Genomic DNA, 16693 nt, shown 5'->3' with positions numbered 1-16693 from the left:
CTCAGTATCCAAGCGGGGGCATCGGTTCGCCCTCGGGTTCGGCAACGCGCATTCCATCCGTGTCGTCGGTTCCCAATTCCTGATAGGCGCGGAACGCCAACACCAGGAGGAAAGCGAAGAGCGAGAACGAGATCACGATGGCCGTCAGTACGAGCGCCTGCGGCAGAGGATTTGCGGTCGCCACCTCCGGTGTCGGCAAGGCCTCGGGGATGATCGGCGGAACCTCGCGCATCAGTCTGCCGGCCGTGAAGATCGACAGATTCACCGCATTCCCGAAGATCGAAACCCCCAGAAGAATACGAATGATGTGCTTCGACAGCATCAGATAGATTGCGACAGCGAAGAACACGCTGACCACAAAGGAGAGAGCGACTTCCATTACCCGTGCTCCCTTTCTTCAAGGGCAAGTGCGACCGAGGTGATCGACCCGAGAACGACAAGATAGACGCCTATGTCAAAGAACAGCACGGTCGACAGGTCCACGGGAACACCGAGCACGCTGACCTTGGTCCACAGGCCCGTCATGAACGGCACGTTGAAGGCCAGGGACAGCCAGCCCGAAATCGCCGACACCAGAAGCCCGAACCCCGAAATCGCCATCGGATGAAAATAGAGGGCGCGGCGCACCGGCGAAACACCACAGGCAATGCCGTAAATCGCGAAGGCGGAAGCGGCAATCAGTCCGCCGATGAAGCCACCGCCCGGTTCGTTGTGGCCGCGCAAAAGCACAAAGATGGAAAACAGGATCATCAGGCTCGTGAGATAGGGCGCGACCGTGCGGAAGATCAATGTGCGCATATCACCCCTCCTCTTTGTTTTCTGCGAGCGGCTTGACGCTGCGGATCCGGACCAACGCCAAGATGGCCAGCCCGGCGATCATTACCACAGCAATTTCACCCAACGTATCTGTTCCGCGGAAATCGACGAGGATCACGTTCACGATGTTCCGGCCATGCGCGATCACGCGGGAATATTGGGAGAAGAATTCGCTGAGTTCCGTGTTGAACGGCACCTGTGTCACCCGCAGCAGCATGAGGCCCAGCGCGGCACCGCAGGTTCCGGCCACGGCAACGTCAAGCACCTTTTCGCCTGTCGGGCGGTGATCCGTCGGCGAGAGCCGAAGCCGCGTCATGACAAGGGCCAGGATCACCACAGACAATGTCTCGACCATGAACTGGGTGAAAGAGAGATCCGGTGCACCGAGCAGCATGAATATCAGCGCGACGGCAAATCCCTGAATACCGAGGGAAACAATCGCCGTCAGCCGGTCGCGCGCATAGATCACTGCACCAAGGCCGATCAGGCCAATGAGCAGCACGGTCCATTCATAGAAGGGCATTCGCGGAAACTGAGGGACTGTGGGCCATTCGTCATAAAGGCCCATCGGAATCAACACGGCGGCTGCGACAGCGACGAAAGTTGCTGTCATGTAGTAATCGAGGCGACCATTCTGAATGACATTGGTCACCCGGAACGAAAGCCTTGTCAGACCACGCATAACCTGGTCGAAGCCCTGATCCGGTCCCCAGCCGATGGCGGTTAGAATGCCGGCCATGGCGGTACGCCCGCGTTCCAGCATGGCGAACACCAGGATACCCAACGCGACCGTCACCACCGAGAGAACGAGCGGCATGCCGATATGCGGCACAGTCGAAATCGTCACCGTTACAGGCTTGCCAAGCACTGCACTCGACATCGGGCTGCTAACCAGTTGATGGCTGAGGCCTGAAACCAGCGCAGACACGAGCCCGAGACCGCCAAGAACGAGCGGCCCAAGCCAAAGCAGGATCGGCCCTTCATGAGCATGTTTGGGGGTTTCCACCTTCGCGCCGAGGAAGGGTTTAAGCGCGACAGCAAAACCGATCGCGAACATCAATCCGTTGCCGATAAGCGCAACCAGCGTCAAAAACGCGGTCCAGCCACCGGCAAACCCAAGACCGGCGTAGATCTCTTCTTTCGCAAGAAAACCGAAAAACAGAGGGACACCACCCATCGACGCGGCTGCCAGAACCGCCGCCACGAAGGTGATGGGCATAGCCTTGCGCAAGCCCCCCAGTCTGGTGACGTCGCGTGTGCCGGCTTCGTGATCCACCAGTCCTGCGACCATAAAGAGCGCGCCCTTGAACATGGAGTGCGCCACCAGATAGAGCACTGCTGCCTCAACAGCCTTCTCCGAGCCCACGCCCGTCAGCATAACGAGCAGTCCAAGCGAAGCCACCGTCGTGTAGGCGAGCATCAGCTTCAGATCCGTCTGACGCACAGCCAAAAGCGTACCGACAAGCAGCGTTGCACCGCCAAAGAGGGGCAGGATCGTCTCCCATGCCACCGTATCACCCAGCACGGGATTAAGCCGCATCAAAAGGTAGACACCAGCCTTCACCATCGTCGCAGAGTGCAGATAGGCCGAAACAGGAGTGGGAGCTTCCATCGCGTTCGGCAGCCAGAAATGAAAGGGAAACTGCGCCGATTTCGTAAACGCCCCGCCAAGGATCAACAGCAGTGCGGCCATGTAGAGCGGCGCATCGCGCAGCGCGCTTTCACTTGCAAGCAGCGCCGACATGGAGGTCACGCCCGTCGCGCTCCAGATTACCAGAAGGCCGGCGAGAAGCGAAAGCCCGCCAAGCCCGGTCACGACCAGCGCCTGCAGCGCCGCACGGCGCGAGGCTTCCCGTGAATGATCGAAACCGATCAGCAGGAACGATGTGATCGAGGTCAATTCCCAGAAAACAAAAAGGGTCAGGAAGGAATCAGCCACCACCAATCCCAGCATGGAGCCCATGAACATCAGGATGAAGGAGAAAAAGCGCCCTTGGTGTTCATGTCCCTTCAGATACCCGCCCGCATAGAGCACGATCAGCGTGCCGATGCCGGTAATCAAAAGCGCGAAAGTGACGGACAGGCCATCGAGAAACCAGGAAAAGTCGACCGATAGGCTCGGAATCCAGACATATCCGGCCGAAAGTGTTTCTCCTTCGGAGATGCTTCCGACGAAACCGCTGAAATGAAGAAAGATCAGGGCAGGAGCCAGAGCCAGAAGCCACGCCGCATTGTGTTTCAGCGCTTTTGTCAGCACTGGTGCTATGGCGGCGGCTGCAAACGGCAGCAACAGAGCGAGAAATGTCAGCCACTGGCCGTCTGCTGTCATGAACTCTCCCCACTTGAAATCGTGTTTCAGGCCACATTTTTAAATCTTACGGTGACATAAACACTCGCCTCAGGCACCACAAGGCGTAAACCGACCTGCAAAGCGCGATGAAACGCCGCCATTCACAGAAGATTACGCAGCTTAAACCACGGGACTGCTCAGATGCAAAATCCGCTCTTCGGTGAGCTTTGAACCCAGGAAGCGCCGGAAAAAACACTATAGGCCATTGCCATGCCCCATTCGCTCGGGACATGAAGGAAACAACTCCGGCGGCCCACCGCACTCGCCCCTAGCAGACATTCACAAGGTAGCCTCATGACATCCAAACCGTTCGCCATGGACGCAAAAGCCCCCTCGCCGCGTGCTCATCCCGTGAAGGACACGCGCCACGGCATCGAGCGCACGGATGAATATGCCTGGATGCGCGCTGAAAACTGGCAGGAAGTCCTGCGCGACCCCAGCCTTCTCGCAGACGACATCCGCGCCCATCTCGAAGCCGAGAATGCCTATCAGGCAGCACTCATGGCCGATACGGAAGAGTTGCAGAAGACACTCGTTGCCGAAATGCGTGGCCGCATCAAGGAAGATGAAACGTCTGTGCCTTCCAGAGACGGCCCCTATGCCTATGCGGCCGGCTTCCGAACCGGCGGCGAATATCCCCGCTTCTTCCGCCTGCCCAGCGGTGGCGGAGCGGAAGAGACCTTGCTGGATGGCGACCGGGAAGCCGAGGGCAAGAGCTATTTCCGCGTCGGCGGGGTCGATCATTCACCCGATCACAAGCGTCTTCTATGGGGCCACGACGACAAGGGATCTGAACTCTACACGATCAGCGTTCGCGATCTCATGACCGGCGAAGACCTGCCCGACATCGTAGCTGAAACAGGTGGCGGTGGCGTGTGGGATGCGGCAAGCGACGGTTTTTTCTACACACGCCTTGATGAGAACCATCGTCCTTCGAAAGTCTTCTTCCACCGTGTTGGCGCAGACCCCGCCTCCGATCGTCTCGTCTATGAAGAAGCCGATGCAGGGTTTTTCGTCGGCGTGTCCGGTAGCCGCACGCAGGAGTGGATTTATATTTCCGCCCACGATCACGAAACGTCGGAATGCCACATCCTGCCGGCCAACGATCCGGATGCCGCGCCACGCCTGGTCGCGCCACGCGAAACAGGCCTTCAATACGAACTCGAGGAAGGCGGCGATATCTTCTTCATTCTGACCAATGCGGATGGCGCCAAGGATTTCAAGATTGTCACCGCGCCGGCCAGCAACCCCGCGCGCGAAAACTGGCGGGATCTCGTCCCCCATGAGCCCGGCCGCCTGATTCTCGCGATCATGGCCTTTGCCGATTACCTCGTACGCCTCGAACGCAAGGATGGTCTGCCGCGCCTTGTTATTCGCGATCGCCACGACGGGTCCGAGCACACCATCGCCTTCGATGAGGAAGCCTATTCGCTCGGGCTTCAGGGCTCCTACGAATACGCCACCGACACGCTGCGGTTTTCCTATTCCTCGATGACCACCCCGGAGCAGGTGTTTGACTACGACATGCGGACCCGCACCCGTACACTTCTAAAAATGCAGGAGGTCCCCTCCGGGCACAATCCGGACGACTATGTGACCCGTCGTCTGATGGCGCCTGCGCCCGATGGCGAACTGGTGCCGGTGTCTCTCGTCTATCGCAAGGGCATCGCGCTCGACGGCTCCGCCCCCTGCCTGCTCTACGGTTACGGGGCCTACGGCATGGCCATGCCCGCGTCCTTCAATACGAACTGCCTGTCGCTGGTCGATCGCGGCTTCGTCTACGCCATCGCCCATATCCGCGGCGGCAAGGAAAAGGGTTATGCCTGGTACGAGGAGGGAAAACGCGAGAAGAAGGTCAACACCTTCACCGATTTCATCGCCGCGGCCCGTCACCTCGTGGCCGAGGGATACACCAGCCACGACCGCATCGTTGCGGAAGGCGGGTCGGCCGGTGGCTTGTTGATGGGCGCGGTTGCCAACATGGCGCCGGAAGCTTTTGGTGGCATCGTCGCCGCCGTGCCTTTCGTCGATGTGCTCAACACAATGCTCGACGACACATTGCCTCTCACCCCGCCCGAATGGCCGGAATGGGGCAATCCCATCGTCTCGCGTGAGGATTACGACACCATTGCGGCCTATTCGCCATACGACAATGTGGATGCGAAGGAGTACCCACCCATCCTGGCCCTTGCCGGCCTCACGGACCCGCGCGTTACCTATTGGGAACCCGCGAAATGGGTGGCCCGGCTGCGCGATCGGAAAAAGGGCGGCAATCCGGTTCTCCTGAAAACCAATCTCGATGCCGGTCACGCAGGAGCCTCCGGCCGTTTTTCACGGCTGGAGGAAAAGGCGCTGACCTATGCCTTCGTCCTGAAAGTCACCGGGAAGATGGATAGCCGTTAGCTCTGGCAGGCACCGACTTGAGATAGGCGGCAATCGCTTCTCGGTCTTCCTTGGAAAGGTGGGCCATGTTCTTCTGAACGGAAACCATGGCCCCTCCCACCGAATCGAACTCCGGCGTGAAGCCGCTCTCCAGATAGTAGGCGATATCGCCCGCCGACCAGGAATCGATGCCGCCTTCCCCGGAGGTGATGTTGGGTACGATCCCCTCGCCTTCGGCTGATACGGCTCCTGCAAGCCATTGATCGTAGAGCTGCCCTCCGGCAAAATTCCGCGGCGTGTGGCATTCGCCGCAATGGCCAGGCCCTTCAACGAGATACCGCCCTCGCTTCTCCGCCTCAGAGGCAGCTGGAGCCAACGGGATGACGGGCTCGTCACGCATGAAGGCCAGCTTCCAGAGACCGACACCACGGCGCATCGTGAACGGGAATGAAAGCTGGTGTTCTCCCGCCTGGCCCTCCACTTCCGGCAGCGTTTTCAGGAAGGCAAAAAGATCGCTTACATCCTGTGCCGTCATCCGCGCATAGGAAGGGTACGGAAACGCGGGATAATAGTGCTCCCCTTGCGGAGAAACGCCGTACAGCATCGCATTGGCGAAATCTGTCTCGCTCCAGTCGCCAATACCGTCCTTGGGATGAGGGGAAATGTTGGGGGCGACGAAGGTGCCGAAATCGGATTTCAGCTCGACGCCTCCCGCAAGCTCCAGCCGCGCATCGCCGTCAGCCCCGGGGCGCGCGTGGCAAGAAGCACAGCCCCCAGCCCAAAACACATGTTCGCCACGTTCTGCACTTGGCTCTTCCAGAGCACCCAGGGCCCCGGCCTCGAGCGAAGTCGGAGCACTGAGCAACCAGAACGCCGCTCCACCGCCCGCAATGATCACGAAGGCCGAAGCAAGCAACGTCTTTTTCATGAGAGTCCCGAAGATCCCGGGTTAATTGTTCTGCACACGGAAGTTTTCATGGCAGCTTTTGCAGTTTCCGAAAACAGGGCCGATCGCCGCCTGGAATGCCGCAAGATCGGCAGGACCATCCTTGCCGGAAGCCTCGACGGCAGCTGCCGTATCAGACATATATTTGTCGAGAGCGGCCTGAAAGCCCTCGGCGTCATCCCAGATTGCGGGAGCTGCCGTCGTATCACCATCTCCCGAACCTTCAGGGAAGAATTCACCGAATGATTTCGCACTCGCGCTCAAGGTCAGGATAGCGGCCTTGGCGATCGCGGGATTGTACTCCAACTCCCCCTTCATCATCGCGCCCGCGAGCCCCGCGGAGGCGGCATTCGCCTGCATGATCGCCTTGCGCACGGCAATGGGATCGTCAGCAGCGGCAACGCCGGAGATGGATAAACAAAGTGCTGTCACGGCAAGCGCAATTTTTTTCATGAGAACCCTCCGTTGATTTGTCCAAACAATACCCCGATCAACGCCCGGGACCCGCATTTATTCCGGAAAGTGCGCTCACGGTTTCGTGATGGCCCAACAGAATCAAAAAAGGCCCGGCGTTTTGACCGGGCCTTTGATACAGTCCGAAACTGTATTGATTGTGAAATCGCCAAACGCTGTTACGAGGCCTGCTCGTAAAGCTCCAGCACGTAATCCCAGTTGATCAGGCTATCGACGAACGCTTCGAGATATTTCGGGCGCGCATTGCGATAGTCGATGTAGTAGGAGTGCTCCCAAACATCCACACCCAGGATTGGCTTGGCGTCATGGATGAGCGGGTTTTCACCGTTCGGGGTCTTCATGATCTCAAGCTTGCCGTTCTTGACGGCGAGCCATGCCCAGCCGGAACCAAACTGCGTCGTGCCGGCGTTGATGAAATCAGCGCGAAACTTGTCATAGCCGCCAAGATCGCTGTCGATCGCCTTGGAAAGCGCGCCTGGCAGGTTCGTGCCGCCGCCGCCCTTTTTCATCCATTTCCAGAAATGGACATGGTTGTAGTGCTGGGCTGCATTGTTGAAGAGCCCGGCATTCTTGCCGTGAGACTGCTTGACGACCTCTTCGAGGGAAAGGCCGTCCATGCCTGCTTCTGCCGCAAGCTTGTTACCATTGTCGACATAGGCCTTGTGGTGCTTGTCGTGGTGGTATTCCAGCGTCTCCTTCGACATGAAGGGCTGCAGCGCCTCGTAATCATAAGGCAGATCCGGCAGTTCAAAAGCCATGGTGGTAAACTCCCTCGTACAGGTGGTTGAATTCTGCAGGACGCAGATGGGGTTGCGCCTCTGATGACACAATACCCATCGCTCCCGATTGTTCCCGGTGTATCAGACGGGCAACCCGGAATGGGCCCATTCCCAATAGAGCTCACGCGCCTTTTTGGCCACAGGGCCAGCCTGATAATTCTGGTCTTCGACCTTGCTGACCGGCACGATCTTTGAATGATTGCCCGACGAAAACACCTCGTCCGCGTCCAGAAAATCCTTCACCGACAATGTTTTCTCGACCACCTCGACGCCAGCTTCCCGCAGAAGCGTGATGACACGACTACGAGTGATACCTGAAAGGAAAGTGCCGTTCGGTGCCGGTGTGAAAACCACCCCGTCCTTCACCATGAAGATGTTGGAGCTCCCGGTTTCGGCCACATTGCCGAGCATGTCGAGAACCAGGGCATTGTCATAACCGCGGCTGCGCGCCTCCATGATTGCCCGGCCATTGTTGGGATAGAGGCATCCGGCCTTTGCATTTGTCGGCGCGGTTTCGAAGGTCGGACGGCGGAACGGTGAGACGGTCACCGAGAATCCGGTCGGCTCCAGCATCGGAGCTTCATAAAGACAGAGGCAGAAGCGGCTCGAATCCGGGTCAGCGGGAACGCCCATATAGCCCCCGTGTTCGCCCCAATACATGGGCCGGATATAAACGGCCGTTTTGCCGTCGAACTTTTTCAGACCATCCTTTGCCAATCCGATGATCTCATCGGCCGAAACCTTGGGTGTGAGACCAAGATTGGCCGCCGACGCGTTGACACGCTTGGCGTGAAGATCAAGATCGGGGGCGACATTCTCGAACCAGCGGGCGCCATCGAACACGGTGGAGCCCAGCCACATGGCATGACTGCGCGGGCCGATGAGCGGTACGTTTCCCTCATGCCAATCGCCGTCAACATAGGTCCAGGTCGTCGATTGGACTTCGCTCACCACGGTCATGCTGTGTTTCCCTTCCTGTGATTTCTTGCGTATCTCGGCAGAGATGCAATTCTTCAATTCTTTATGCCACGCATCGAAATGGCTTTGTCGGATTTCGTCAATCGTTCCTGCATCGCTATCGATAAGGCCAGAGGGCGTTTCTTGACCGCCGTCTGCTGGTGCGGTCAAGTGGACGATACAAACAAGGAGTTTTCATGCGGCACGCAGCTTTCGTCTTCGATGCATATGGTACGCTGTTCGATGTGCATGCGGCTGTGCGCCGTCACGCCGGCGAGATCGGGCCCGAAGGACAGCGTTTTTCGGAATTATGGCGGGCAAAGCAGCTTGAGTATTCCTGGGTATTCACACTTATGGACCAGTATCAGGATTTCTGGACCATGACAGAGCGGGCGCTCGATTATGCGTTCGCAAAGATTCCCTCGGTCGATCGGCGACTGCGGCAGGACCTGCTCGACGCCTACTGGCAACTGGATTGCTACGAGGAAGTGCCAGCCGTGCTTAAGGCGCTCAAGGCAGGTGGGGCACGGCTCGCCATTCTGTCAAACGGTTCCCCGGCGATGCTCGAATCGGCCATCCGTTCGTCAGCCCTCGATTCCGTTCTGGATGAAGTCTTCTCGGTGGAGTCCGTTCGCCGTTTCAAGACCGATCAAAGCGTTTATGAGATGGTGACCAACGCCTGGCGGCTTTACCCGGAAACCGTATCCTTTCAATCCTCGAACCGTTGGGATATCGCCGGAGCGCGGCAATTCGGGTTTCGCACCGTTTGGCTCAACCGTACCGACCAGCCCGACGAATATGAAGACTTCCCGCCCGATCTCATTCTACCCTCACTTGAGGGGCTGATCGCATAGCGGCTGGGCGCGCCTGACACCTGACGATTATGATGCATCTATAACACACATTCACGATAACTTGTGTGGGTGCGGCATTTTTCGCCTTCAAGTCGAGTGTACTCGGTCTATCAAGCACACTCCGATATTTTTTCGGAACCCAGGGAGGGAAGCTTGGGGTTACCCCCCAAAAGGGAGGCAAGCATCCATCACGGATGTTCGCACTCACCGGTCCTGACGAAACGCGAGTATACGAAGAAACCATGTCCAATTCTCCCATTGCCGCACGATCTCTCAACCGGCGCCGCTTTTTGTCCATCAGCGCCGCTGGTGCCGCGTCGCTAGGTCTGTCCGCATGTGTCAGCAGCTCCGGCGATACGCCCACCATAGCGCCTCGCCCCGAGCCTGAACCCGGTCCGATGCAGTACAGCTCCATTTACGGGGCGGTCACGGACGCCGGATACGACATTCCCGCTGTGCCGATCGAAAAGATCAATCCGCGCTACTATCGTCAGGAAGTCGCCGACCCGACGGGTGAGCGTCCCGGCACCATCGTGGTCGATACGGCCAATCATTTTCTCTATCTCGTGCGTGAGCGCGGTCGCGCCATGCGCTATGGCGTTGGTCTTGGCCGCGCCGGCTTCGAATGGGCAGGCCGCGCGGAAATCAAGTACAAACAGCAATGGCCACGCTGGTTCCCGCCGGCGGAAATGATCGATCGTCGTCCCGAGCTCGAAAAATATCGCTCGGAATACGACAAGGCCAACGACAAATGGGTCGGCGGCATGCAGCCGGGCGTTGCCAATCCGTTAGGCGCGCGCGCACTCTATATTTTCGAGAATGGCAAGGACACGCTCTATCGTGTCCACGGTTCGCCGGAATGGTGGACGATCGGCAAATCTGTTTCTTCGGGTTGCGTTCGCATGATCAATCAGGACGTGATTGATCTCTATAATCGCGTTCCGGACGGTTCGCCGATCCTCGTGACCTCCGGTCTGCGCAGCGTCTAGACCTGCGTTTCCGTCAGGATCAAAAGTGAAAAAGGGGCGCTTTCAGCGCCCCTTTTTCAAACTCCCCAGAATGCCGCGCACCAAGGCCCGGCCGAGCGATGTCCCTACAGACCGTACCACGGATTTCAGCGCAGCTTCGCTGACCGATTGCCGGTTGGATGTGCGCCGCCTTGTGGTGGTTTTGCGTTTCGTGGTGGTGGTGGCTCCACCGCTGCCGAAATCGGGAAGCGACCAGCGAGAGCGCTCTTCCGCCGCCCCTGCCTCTTCCGCCTCCTGCGCCTCGGCTTCGGCCTTGGCCTCTGCCTTTTTTTGCAGGATTTCGAAGGCTGATTCGCGATCGACGCTCTCATCATACTGCCCGAACACCGGGCTGGCTTTCAGCAGCTGGTCGCGTTCAGCATCGGTAATTGGGCCCAGTCTGGATGCCGGTGGACGAATCAGCGTCCGCTGCACCATCGCCGGAACACCTTTTGCCTCCAGCGTGGACACCAGCGCCTCGCCTACCCCGAGCTTGGTAATTGCTTCAAAGCAGTCGAATTCGGGATTGGGCCTGAACGTGTCAGCGGCTGTCTTCACCGCCTTCTGTTCGCGCGGCGTATAGGCGCGCAGCGCGTGCTGGATACGATTGCCAAGCTGGCTCAACACGGTTTCAGGCACATCCAGAGGGTTCTGCGTGACGAAGTACACGCCGACACCCTTTGATCGAATGAGCCGCACCACCTGCTCCACGCGGTCGACCAGGATTTTCGGCGCTTCGTCGAAAAGCAGATGCGCCTCATCGAAGAAGAACACGAGCCGTGGGCGGTCCGGATCGCCCACTTCCGGCAATTCTTCAAAAAGCTCTGACAGCAGCCACAGCAGGAAGGTGGCATAAAGGCGCGGGTTCATCATCAGCTTGTCGGCAGCCAGCACATTGATGGCACCGCGACCATCCGGGGTGGTGCGCATGATGTCACTGATCTTCAAGGCCGGCTCGCCGAAGAAGAAGTTTGCGCCCTGCTGTTCCAGCACCAGCAATGTCCGCTGGATTGCCCCCACCGACTGTTTTGACACATTGCCGTAACGCGCGCCGATCTCGTCGGCGCGGTCGGCGACATGAACGAGAAGCGCCTGCAGATCCTTCATGTCCAGAAGCAGAAGACCTTCCTCGTCTGCAATCCGGAAAGCGATGTTCAAGACGCCTTCCTGCGCATCGGTCAAATTCATCAACCGTGACAGAAGCAGAGGCCCCATCTCCGAAATCGTGGTGCGGATCGGGTGTCCCTTCTCCCCGAAAAGGTCCCAGAAGATGACCGGGAACTCCTGAAACTCATAGGGATCGAGCTTGATCGTATCGGCGCGCTTGGTGAGGAAATCCTTTTCCTCACCCATCATCGCAATGCCGGAGAGATCCCCCTTCACATCCGCGCAGAAGACCGGAACGCCCGCATTGGAGAAGCCTTCCGTTAAAATCTGGAGGGTGACCGTCTTGCCGGTGCCGGTCGCGCCGGTAACGAGGCCATGCCGGTTGGCATATTTCAGCAGCAGGCTTTCGGCCTTCTGATAGCTGTCGTCGGGATGCCGGCTGGCCCCCAGAAAAATGCTGTCTTCCGCCATTTGCAGTCTGCCTCGCTCGCCGGTCCCGCTGAATTTTGTGGTTCTCCGGTATAGTCAGCCTAGCAAAAAGTCTCAACGCCGTTGTGTGCGTGAAGTAAAGCGCGGCTTTCCTGCAACGCTAGCCGGCTATTCGGCCTATTGTGCATTGCGGCGTCTCGTATGGCGTCCTAAACTTCCCTGGCAATGACAGGTTGGTTGCCCTTGAGGTCTGTTGCCGGCTGTGCGGACAGATTTCCGGGCCAACGGCGAAGCGGGAGGCATGATGGATCGCGCGATCCTGAAAAAGGTGAAATTTCCTCAGATCGACCAGGAGCGCTGGCGCGATCTCGTGATCGAGTCCCTGAAAGGTGAAGCCGGTCCCGAGGCGCTTTCCTGGCAGACGGATGACAACATTTCCATGCGCGCACTTTATGAGCGCATGCAAGATGCCAAGCCACTCGCCCGGGGGCGCGATAAGTCCGGTTGGGCAGCGGTCCAGCGCATGGACGATCCCGATCCGGTGCGTGCAAACCGTCAGGCAAAGGAAGACATTGCTCAGGGTGCCACAGGCCTCGCTCTCGTTTTCGAAGGCGCACCCAACGCATTCGGCTATGGCCTTCCAGCTACGCCCGAGGCGGTCGCCAAAGCGCTCGAAGGCATCGACCTGCAGGGGCTCTACCTGCGCATGGATGCCAATCCCAGCAGCCGCGCCGTCGTCGATTGGCTGACCCAGATCTTCACCGAGCGCCGCATCAACCCGGCCGCCATGACACTGTCCTTCGGCATTTCGCCGGCCGCCACCTTCGCCGGCACCGGCAAGCTGCGCATGTCGATCGAGGCGCTCGAAGCGTCCATGCCGCAGTCCTTTGCAGGCTTCTTCGCCATGGACCTGCCCGGCATCCTGCTTGAGGGCGATGGCCGTGTGTTCCACAATGCGGGCGCATCGGAGGCGCAGGAGCTTGGCATCATGCTGGCTTCCGCCGTCTCGCATCTGCGCATGTTCGAACAGGCCCGCCAGCCGCTGGTCTATGCCGCGCCGCATATCGGCTTCTCGCTCTGCGTCGATCAGGACCAGTTCCTGTCGATTGCCAAGATCAGGGCCTTGCGCCGGCTGTGGGCGCGGGTTCAGGAGACCTGCTCCATCGAGCCGTCTCTGGCCACGATCCACGCCGAAACCTCCTATCGGATGATGACGGCAAAGGACCCCGAAACCAACACGCTGCGCACAACCATCGCAGCCTTCGCTGCCGCCGTCGGCGGAGCCGATTCGCTGTCCGTCCTGCCGCACACCATCGTTCACGGTCTGCCGGATGAAGATGCAAGGCGGCTTGCCCGCAACACGCAGCTCATCCTGTCGGGCGAGAGCCATCTCGACCTGATCATAGATCCAGCCGCCGGCGCCGGCGGCATGGAAACGCTCACTGCGGCCCTTTGCGAGAAGGCGTGGGACGAGTTCCGCCGCATCGAGAGCGAAGGCGGCGTGCTGCGCAGCCTGATGAACGGCCACATTCAGGAACGTGTTTTGGAAATGCGCGAGCGCCGCGAACAACGCATTAACGATGGCAAGAAACCCATTGTCGGCACCACGATCTATCCAGCGGCCGAAGAGCGCCCGGTGAAGACACTGGATGCGCAATCGCCCGACTTCTCGGGAGAAACGGCAGCCGTGCGCTGCCAGCCGCTTTTGGCCCAGCGGCACGATGAGACCGGAGGAGGCATCGCATGATTCCGGATTTTGCCAGCATTGACTGGTCGGATCCGGAAACGTCGCCTCTCCCGCCTCAGGCTCCCCCCACGGCCACGCCTGAGGGCATCGAGATAAAGTCCTTCTATTCGCAGGACGATCTGAAGGGGCTGCGCTTTCTCGACACCTATCCGGGCGCCGCGCCCTTCATTCGTGGCCCCTACCCCACCATGTATGCGCGCCGCCCCTGGACGATCCGCCAATATGCGGGCTTCTCAACGGCGGAGGAATCCAACGCCTTCTACCGGCGCAATCTGGCAGCCGGGCAGAAAGGCCTCTCGGTCGCCTTCGACCTTGCCACCCATCGCGGTTATGACAGCGACCACCCGCGCGTGGCCGGCGATGTGGGCATGGCCGGTGTGGCCATCGATTCCATCCTCGACATGCGCCAGCTCTTCGACGGCATCCCGCTCGATAAAATGAGCGTGTCGATGACCATGAATGGCGCTGTTCTGCCCATCATGGCGCTCTATATCGTCGCGGCGGAAGAACAGGGTGTCGCTCAGAAAGACCTTTCGGGCACCATTCAGAACGACATTCTGAAGGAGTTCATGGTCCGCAACACCTATATCTACCCGCCCAAACCATCCATGCGGATCATTTCGGACATTTTCTCCTATACGGCGGAGAACATGCCGAAATTCAACTCCATCTCGATTTCCGGCTACCACATGCAGGAAGCCGGTGCGACGGCGGATCTGGAGCTTGCCTACACAATCGCCGACGGCATCGAATATGCCCGTGCCGGCATCGCCGCCGGGCTCGACATCGACCGTTTCGCGCCGCGCCTGTCCTTCTTCTGGGCCATCGGCATGAACTTCTTCATGGAAGTGGCCAAGATGCGCGCCGCGCGCCTTCTCTGGGCGACACTTCTTCAGGAGAACTTTGCGCCGAAAAAGGAGCGTTCGCTCTCCCTGCGCACCCATTGCCAGACCTCCGGCTGGTCGCTGACGGCACAGGACCCCTACAACAACATCGTGCGGACCATGGTCGAGGCCATGGCCGCCACCCAGGGCCACACCCAGTCGCTCCACACCAACGCCTTTGATGAGGCGCTGGCGCTGCCGACAGACCATTCCGCGCGCATTGCCCGCAACACGCAGCTCATCCTGCAGCTTGAATCAGGCACGACCCGCATGATCGACCCATGGGGCGGCTCCCATTTCGTCGAACACCTCACCCACGACCTCGCCCATCGTGCGCTCAAGCACATCGAGGAGGTGGAAAGCCTCGGCGGGATGGCGGCAGCCATCGAAAACGGCGTGCCGAAAATGCGCATAGAGGAAGCCGCAGCCCGCACCCAGGCACGTATCGATTCCGGCGAACAGACAGTGGTGGGCGTCAACCGCTTCCAGCCTGAGCGCGACACCAAGGTGGACGTGCTCAAGGTGGACAACGCCGAAGTGCGTGCCCGCCAGCTCGCCAAGCTGCAGCAGCTCAAGGGCACACGCGACGTGGCCGAAACCGAAAGCGCGCTGGAAGCTCTGACCAATGCGGCCGCCGGGAACGGAAACCTTCTCGAATTCGCCGTTCGCGCCGCCCGCGCCAACGCGACGGTGGGTGAAATCTCCTCCGCCCTCGAAAAGGCCTTTGGCCGTCATGTCGCGGAAATCCGCACCATTTCCGGCGTCTACCGCAAGGAGGTGGGCGACCTCACCGCTTTTGAACAGGCGCAGCAGAAGGTGGAAAAATTCCGCAAGAAGACCGGATCCGCCCCGCGCATCTTAATTGCCAAGATCGGTCAGGACGGGCACGATCGCGGCCAGAAGGTCATCGCCACCGCCTTTGGCGATCTCGGTTTCGAGGTCACGGTCGGTGCCATGTTCCAGACACCGGAGGAAGTGGCCGAGCTTGCCATTGCCAACGACGTGCAGATCGTCGGCGCCTCCTCGCTTGCCGCCGGTCACCTGACCCTTATTCCTGAACTTAAGGAAGCGCTTGAAAAACGCGGCCATGGCGACATTCTCCTGGTGGCCGGCGGCGTCATCCCGCCCGACGATTTCGAAGCCGTGCGCGAGGCCGGTGCTGCCGAAATTTTCCCGCCCGGAACGGTCATTCCCGAAGCCGCCGAAAAACTGCTCGACCGCCTGCTGAAAGCAGGCTGACGCCCTGATCTTGAAATGGACGGCGCCATGTTATACCTTAAGTTATAACAGACGGAGCCAAAGCCATGAACGTGACCATTCGCAAGATCGGCAATTCGGAAGGTGTCATCCTGCCGAAGGAGGTGCTTGAGCGGAAAGGCTTGAAGTCGGGAGACCAACTGGTGCTCACCGAGACTGACAATGGCGTCTCTCTCGCCGCGACCGACGATCAGTTCGAACGTCAGATGGAAGCGGCGCGGAAGTTCATGGATCAATATAAGGTCGCGTTGCAAAAGCTCGCCGAATGAGTTGGACATTCCTCTCCCGGCTTGCCGTAGAAGCAGTGCATGAAGAGCAATTGCGCAGGCACGGCGGCGCGCGCGGCGTCCGCGATGAAAACGCCCTTGAATCCGCTCTCGCAAGAGCAGAGAACAAGGCCCTGTATGAAACGCCGGACGTCCACGCGCTCGCCGCCGCCTACGCATTCGGTCTTGCACGAAACCACGCCTTTGTGGATGGCAACAAACGCACGGCAATCGTTGCAGCGGGTACGTTTCTCCTGCTTCACGGCTACCGCATGACCGCCAATGACGGATTGCTTTACACTTTCGTGATGGACCTCGCCGCCGGTGAGATCGACGAAGAAGGCGCGGCCCGTTTCTTCCGCGACCATACCGTCCCGCTAGACACCTGACGCTGCGGCACAAAACCTGCATTTAACAGCCGGCAACAGCAGACCAAGT

Annotated in this window: 15 protein-coding genes; 7 read left to right on the top strand and 8 right to left on the bottom strand. The window is 59.3% G+C overall.

The annotated features are described in order from the left end of the window. Position 1 precedes the first annotated feature (1 nt). From AC2CHD_RS13195 to AC2CHD_RS13185, 3 genes are read right to left on the bottom strand one after another with little or no spacing between them, the layout of a single operon-like run. Complete coding sequence (locus AC2CHD_RS13195; protein ID WP_484554046.1) at positions 2–379, bottom strand: Na+/H+ antiporter subunit C; 378 nt, start codon at positions 377–379, stop codon at positions 2–4. After that, the gene (locus AC2CHD_RS13190) at positions 379–798 is read right to left on the bottom strand and encodes a Na+/H+ antiporter subunit B (protein WP_229447497.1); all 420 of its coding nucleotides are present in this window, start codon (positions 796–798) and stop codon (positions 379–381) included. The genes AC2CHD_RS13195 and AC2CHD_RS13190 overlap by 1 nt, the downstream gene beginning before the upstream one ends. Position 799: 1 nt before the next feature. After that, on the bottom strand, positions 800–3145 hold the full coding sequence (locus AC2CHD_RS13185) for a putative monovalent cation/H+ antiporter subunit A (RefSeq protein ID WP_484554045.1): 2346 nt from the start codon (positions 3143–3145) through the stop codon (positions 800–802). 315 nt (positions 3146–3460) lie between these two features. Here AC2CHD_RS13185 and AC2CHD_RS13180 point away from each other — a divergent pair, with 315 nt between their 5' ends. Beyond that, complete coding sequence (locus AC2CHD_RS13180; RefSeq protein WP_484554044.1) at positions 3461–5569, top strand: S9 family peptidase; 2109 nt, start codon at positions 3461–3463, stop codon at positions 5567–5569. On the opposite strand, the gene AC2CHD_RS13175 is transcribed toward AC2CHD_RS13180, so the two are convergent. The 4 genes from AC2CHD_RS13175 to AC2CHD_RS13160 form a co-directional block, all read right to left on the bottom strand. Beyond that, positions 5544–6476: a cytochrome c gene (locus AC2CHD_RS13175; RefSeq protein WP_484554043.1), complete on the bottom strand. Its 933-nt coding sequence runs from the start codon at positions 6474–6476 to the stop codon at positions 5544–5546. The genes AC2CHD_RS13180 and AC2CHD_RS13175 overlap by 26 nt on opposite strands. 21 nt (positions 6477–6497) lie before the next feature. Continuing rightward, on the bottom strand, positions 6498–6947 hold the full coding sequence (locus AC2CHD_RS13170; protein ID WP_484554042.1) for a c-type cytochrome: 450 nt from the start codon (positions 6945–6947) through the stop codon (positions 6498–6500). A gap of 179 nt (positions 6948–7126) precedes the next feature. Then, a complete protein-coding gene (locus tag AC2CHD_RS13165) occupies positions 7127–7726 on the bottom strand; it encodes a superoxide dismutase (protein ID WP_229447502.1) in 600 nt (199 codons plus the stop codon). Positions 7727–7828: 102 nt separating this feature from the next. Then, on the bottom strand, positions 7829–8707 hold the full coding sequence (locus AC2CHD_RS13160) for a branched-chain amino acid aminotransferase (protein WP_229447503.1): 879 nt from the start codon (positions 8705–8707) through the stop codon (positions 7829–7831). A 194-nt stretch (positions 8708–8901) separates the two neighbouring features. Here AC2CHD_RS13160 and AC2CHD_RS13155 point away from each other — a divergent pair, with 194 nt between their 5' ends. Together AC2CHD_RS13155 and AC2CHD_RS13150 are read left to right on the top strand one after the other, a co-directional pair. Beyond that, on the top strand, positions 8902–9558 hold the full coding sequence (locus AC2CHD_RS13155) for a haloacid dehalogenase type II (RefSeq protein WP_484554041.1): 657 nt from the start codon (positions 8902–8904) through the stop codon (positions 9556–9558). 242 nt (positions 9559–9800) lie between these two features. Further along, positions 9801–10547, top strand: a complete 747-nt coding sequence (locus tag AC2CHD_RS13150) for a L,D-transpeptidase (RefSeq protein ID WP_484554040.1) — start codon at positions 9801–9803, stop codon at positions 10545–10547. Positions 10548–10589: 42 nt separating this feature from the next. Here AC2CHD_RS13150 and AC2CHD_RS13145 read toward each other — a convergent pair whose 3' ends face one another. Further along, entirely contained in the window at positions 10590–12143 is a 1554-nt protein-coding gene (locus AC2CHD_RS13145) for a helicase HerA-like C-terminal domain-containing protein (RefSeq protein ID WP_484554039.1), read from the bottom strand. A gap of 259 nt (positions 12144–12402) precedes the next feature. Here AC2CHD_RS13145 and AC2CHD_RS13140 point away from each other — a divergent pair, with 259 nt between their 5' ends. The 4 genes from AC2CHD_RS13140 to AC2CHD_RS13125 all read left to right on the top strand — a co-directional run bounded on the left by AC2CHD_RS13140 (position 12403) and on the right by AC2CHD_RS13125 (position 16644). Then, positions 12403–13848 (top strand): methylmalonyl-CoA mutase family protein, encoded by a 1446-nt coding sequence (locus AC2CHD_RS13140; RefSeq protein ID WP_484554038.1) that lies wholly within the window; start codon positions 12403–12405, stop codon positions 13846–13848. Next, complete coding sequence (scpA, locus tag AC2CHD_RS13135; RefSeq protein WP_484554037.1) at positions 13845–15971, top strand: methylmalonyl-CoA mutase; 2127 nt, start codon at positions 13845–13847, stop codon at positions 15969–15971. The genes AC2CHD_RS13140 and scpA overlap by 4 nt, the downstream gene beginning before the upstream one ends. A 65-nt stretch (positions 15972–16036) precedes the next feature. Continuing rightward, on the top strand, positions 16037–16258 hold the full coding sequence (locus AC2CHD_RS13130; protein ID WP_484554036.1) for an AbrB/MazE/SpoVT family DNA-binding domain-containing protein: 222 nt from the start codon (positions 16037–16039) through the stop codon (positions 16256–16258). Next, positions 16255–16644: a type II toxin-antitoxin system death-on-curing family toxin gene (locus tag AC2CHD_RS13125; RefSeq protein ID WP_484554035.1), complete on the top strand. Its 390-nt coding sequence runs from the start codon at positions 16255–16257 to the stop codon at positions 16642–16644. The genes AC2CHD_RS13130 and AC2CHD_RS13125 overlap by 4 nt, the downstream gene beginning before the upstream one ends. Positions 16645–16693: the final 49 nt, after the last annotated feature.

The sequence above is a fragment of the Nitratireductor sp. ATLC21 genome (genome assembly GCF_057196525.1).
The sequence above is the reverse complement of the archived record's forward strand: the minus strand, read 5'-3'. Positions and strand labels throughout refer to the sequence as shown.

Excerpts from the sequence above, each read along its gene's own strand:
- AC2CHD_RS13145 (WP_484554039.1), bottom strand. The coding sequence starts at position 12,143 with ATGGCGGAAGACAGCATTTTTCTGGGGGCCAGCCGGCATCCCGACGAC.
- AC2CHD_RS13195 (WP_484554046.1), bottom strand. The coding sequence starts at position 379 with ATGGAAGTCGCTCTCTCCTTTGTGGTCAGCGTGTTCTTCGCTGTCGCA.
- AC2CHD_RS13160 (WP_229447503.1), bottom strand. The coding sequence starts at position 8,707 with ATGACCGTGGTGAGCGAAGTCCAATCGACGACCTGGACCTATGTTGAC.
- AC2CHD_RS13175 (WP_484554043.1), bottom strand. The coding sequence starts at position 6,476 with ATGAAAAAGACGTTGCTTGCTTCGGCCTTCGTGATCATTGCGGGCGGT.
- AC2CHD_RS13125 (WP_484554035.1), top strand. The coding sequence starts at position 16,255 with ATGAGTTGGACATTCCTCTCCCGGCTTGCCGTAGAAGCAGTGCATGAA.
- AC2CHD_RS13140 (WP_484554038.1), top strand. The coding sequence starts at position 12,403 with ATGATGGATCGCGCGATCCTGAAAAAGGTGAAATTTCCTCAGATCGAC.
- scpA (WP_484554037.1), top strand. The coding sequence starts at position 13,845 with ATGATTCCGGATTTTGCCAGCATTGACTGGTCGGATCCGGAAACGTCG.
- AC2CHD_RS13150 (WP_484554040.1), top strand. The coding sequence starts at position 9,801 with ATGTCCAATTCTCCCATTGCCGCACGATCTCTCAACCGGCGCCGCTTT.
- AC2CHD_RS13165 (WP_229447502.1), bottom strand. The coding sequence starts at position 7,726 with ATGGCTTTTGAACTGCCGGATCTGCCTTATGATTACGAGGCGCTGCAG.
- AC2CHD_RS13180 (WP_484554044.1), top strand. The coding sequence starts at position 3,461 with ATGACATCCAAACCGTTCGCCATGGACGCAAAAGCCCCCTCGCCGCGT.
- AC2CHD_RS13170 (WP_484554042.1), bottom strand. The coding sequence starts at position 6,947 with ATGAAAAAAATTGCGCTTGCCGTGACAGCACTTTGTTTATCCATCTCC.
- AC2CHD_RS13185 (WP_484554045.1), bottom strand. The coding sequence starts at position 3,145 with ATGACAGCAGACGGCCAGTGGCTGACATTTCTCGCTCTGTTGCTGCCG.
- AC2CHD_RS13155 (WP_484554041.1), top strand. The coding sequence starts at position 8,902 with ATGCGGCACGCAGCTTTCGTCTTCGATGCATATGGTACGCTGTTCGAT.
- AC2CHD_RS13190 (WP_229447497.1), bottom strand. The coding sequence starts at position 798 with ATGCGCACATTGATCTTCCGCACGGTCGCGCCCTATCTCACGAGCCTG.
- AC2CHD_RS13130 (WP_484554036.1), top strand. The coding sequence starts at position 16,037 with ATGAACGTGACCATTCGCAAGATCGGCAATTCGGAAGGTGTCATCCTG.